The 2,032-nt window shown below is 32.2% G+C and carries 2 protein-coding genes; both read left to right on the forward strand.

The features are described from left to right. The first annotated feature begins 183 nt into the window (after nt 1-183). A complete protein-coding gene (locus ACTFWY_RS17725; protein ID WP_003127871.1) occupies nt 184-951 on the forward strand; it encodes a ChbG/HpnK family deacetylase in 768 nt (255 codons plus the stop codon). Further along, entirely contained in the window at nt 948-1,859 is a 912-nt protein-coding gene (locus ACTFWY_RS17730; RefSeq protein WP_003127872.1) for an AEC family transporter, read from the forward strand. Before ACTFWY_RS17725 ends, ACTFWY_RS17730 begins: the two co-directional genes overlap by 4 nt. Nucleotides 1,860-2,032: the final 173 nt, after the last annotated feature.

Genomic DNA, 2,032 nt, shown 5'->3' on the forward strand with positions numbered 1-2,032 from the left:
CATCCTGCTGAAATTGCTTTCCTTTAAAATGATTCATCGTCATTCCTCCTGCTATCTTTTTCTATTATTCTACCTTATTTGATAGTAGATTTAAAACTTTGCAACAGAACCGCCTTTTTCGTATCCGCCTTTTGTACTTACTTGATTGGTGTTAGTGAAGAATAAGAACTGGAGTGTTTAACGATGAAGCAAATTTTGTTAAGAGCGGATGATCTTGGCTATTCCGAGGGAATAAACTTCGGAATAGCTAAGTTAGTAACAAATAATAAACTTCGTACTATTGGACTGATAATTAATCTAACCTATTCAAAAAACGGATACGAACTCGTGAAAAAGGAAAACATTTGTTTAGGTCTGCATAGCAATATTTCAAATGGGTATCCGATATTAAATTCAAAAGAAATCCCGTCGCTTGTAACGGCCAACGGAACTTTCAAATCCTCTAAGGAGTACAATCATTCAATGCACAATTTTGTGAATTATAATGACGTTTACAATGAGGTTGAAGCACAGTACCTATATTTCAAAAAGCTTACTGGGAGGAAGCCTGATTATATTGATGCACATGCAGTATTTAATGCGACATATTTTAAAGCAATTGAAGCAGTCGCTTTAAAATATGGTCTTCTTTATATCCCTTCGATAGCAGATACTAAAGAAAAATGTTCGATTGGCAGCACTGACCTTTATTTTTGGATGGAGAGCATGAATGATGATTACGATCCAAATAAAACATTTCAAGAAATGTGTCAGAGTAAAAGAAGAGCCTGTGAAGTAATGATTCTTCATCCTGGTTATATTGATGATGAATTATTAAGTACTTCTTCGCTCATCTTTCCAAGAGTAAAAGAAGTAGAATTTTTAATGAAATTAAAACTAGACGAGATTGCAGAAAAAGAACAAATTGATTTCATCACGTATAATGATTTAAAGAAAGAAGGTAAAGTTTGAATATAAGTATTTTGATTACACAAATGATCATTCTTTTTTTGTTAATCGGTTGTGGTTATATATGCAGTAAATGCAATCTAATTACACAAGAGCATATTCCTTTTCTTTCAAAAGTCGTCTTGAATTTGGGGATTCCAGCCGCGATCTTATCTTCTGTAAGTAACGGGACGTCACTTAATCCCAAGGAGTTAGTCATAAATATAGCTGGATTCTTTTTATTCAATGTTCTTTGTGCTCTTTTTTCAAAACTTGTTGTAAAAGTTTTAGGAATTACTAATGATAAGAAACTATATGAATTCATGTACATGTTTTCAAATATTGCTTTTATGGGTTTGCCTGTCGTACAGGCGGTATTGGGAGATAGAGCAATGATTTATGCGACGCTATTTCTTTTACCAAGTAATTTAGTACTCTTTTCTTATGGTGAAAATTTGATGCGAGACACAAGAGAATTTTCACTAAAAAAATTTTTTAATCCAGCAATTATCGCTTCGATCTTAGCAATAATTGTTTGTGTGATAAATTACCGACCACCATATATCATTACTAAAACATTAGTATATCTTGGGAATATCACTACCCCATTAGCAATGGTTATCATTGGTGTATCGTTAGGCAATGTCTCTATTTGGAAAATGTTTAAAAATAAAGAGATGCTAGTCTTTTTAATCGTAAAAATGATTGTCTTACCCTTAATCTATTGGAAGATTTTGAACAGTTTAAACATAAACGAAATAATTACTTCTATGTTAGTATTGTTAATGGCAATGCCTATTCCATCAAACGCAGTTGTTTACGCAAGTATATACAAAAAAAATATTGGTTTAGCAACACAAGCATCGGTTCTCACAAGTATTGTAAGTGTTTTTTCGATTCCAATAGTGTTCTTGATTATCTCAATATTATAAATTAGCACCTATTTTTGAGCAGACATAATATTTTTACAAAGAACTCAAGGAATTAGATTGTTAGGTTCTGTTGCAAAGTTTTAAATAAAGAATAAAATCCCTTACGGTATCTATGATTTAAGCTGGGATTCCCAATAATACCTTGATTTCAGTACAGACCGAAAACCCGAAGA

The sequence above is a fragment of the Enterococcus sp. 125944 genome (assembly GCF_051909435.1).
Lineage (GTDB): Bacteria > Bacillota > Bacilli > Lactobacillales > Enterococcaceae > Enterococcus_D > Enterococcus_D gallinarum.

Coding starts and splice junctions, on each gene's coding strand:
- ACTFWY_RS17725 (WP_003127871.1), top strand. CDS start 184: ATGAAGCAAATTTTGTTAAGAGCGGATGATCTTGGCTATTCCGAGGGA.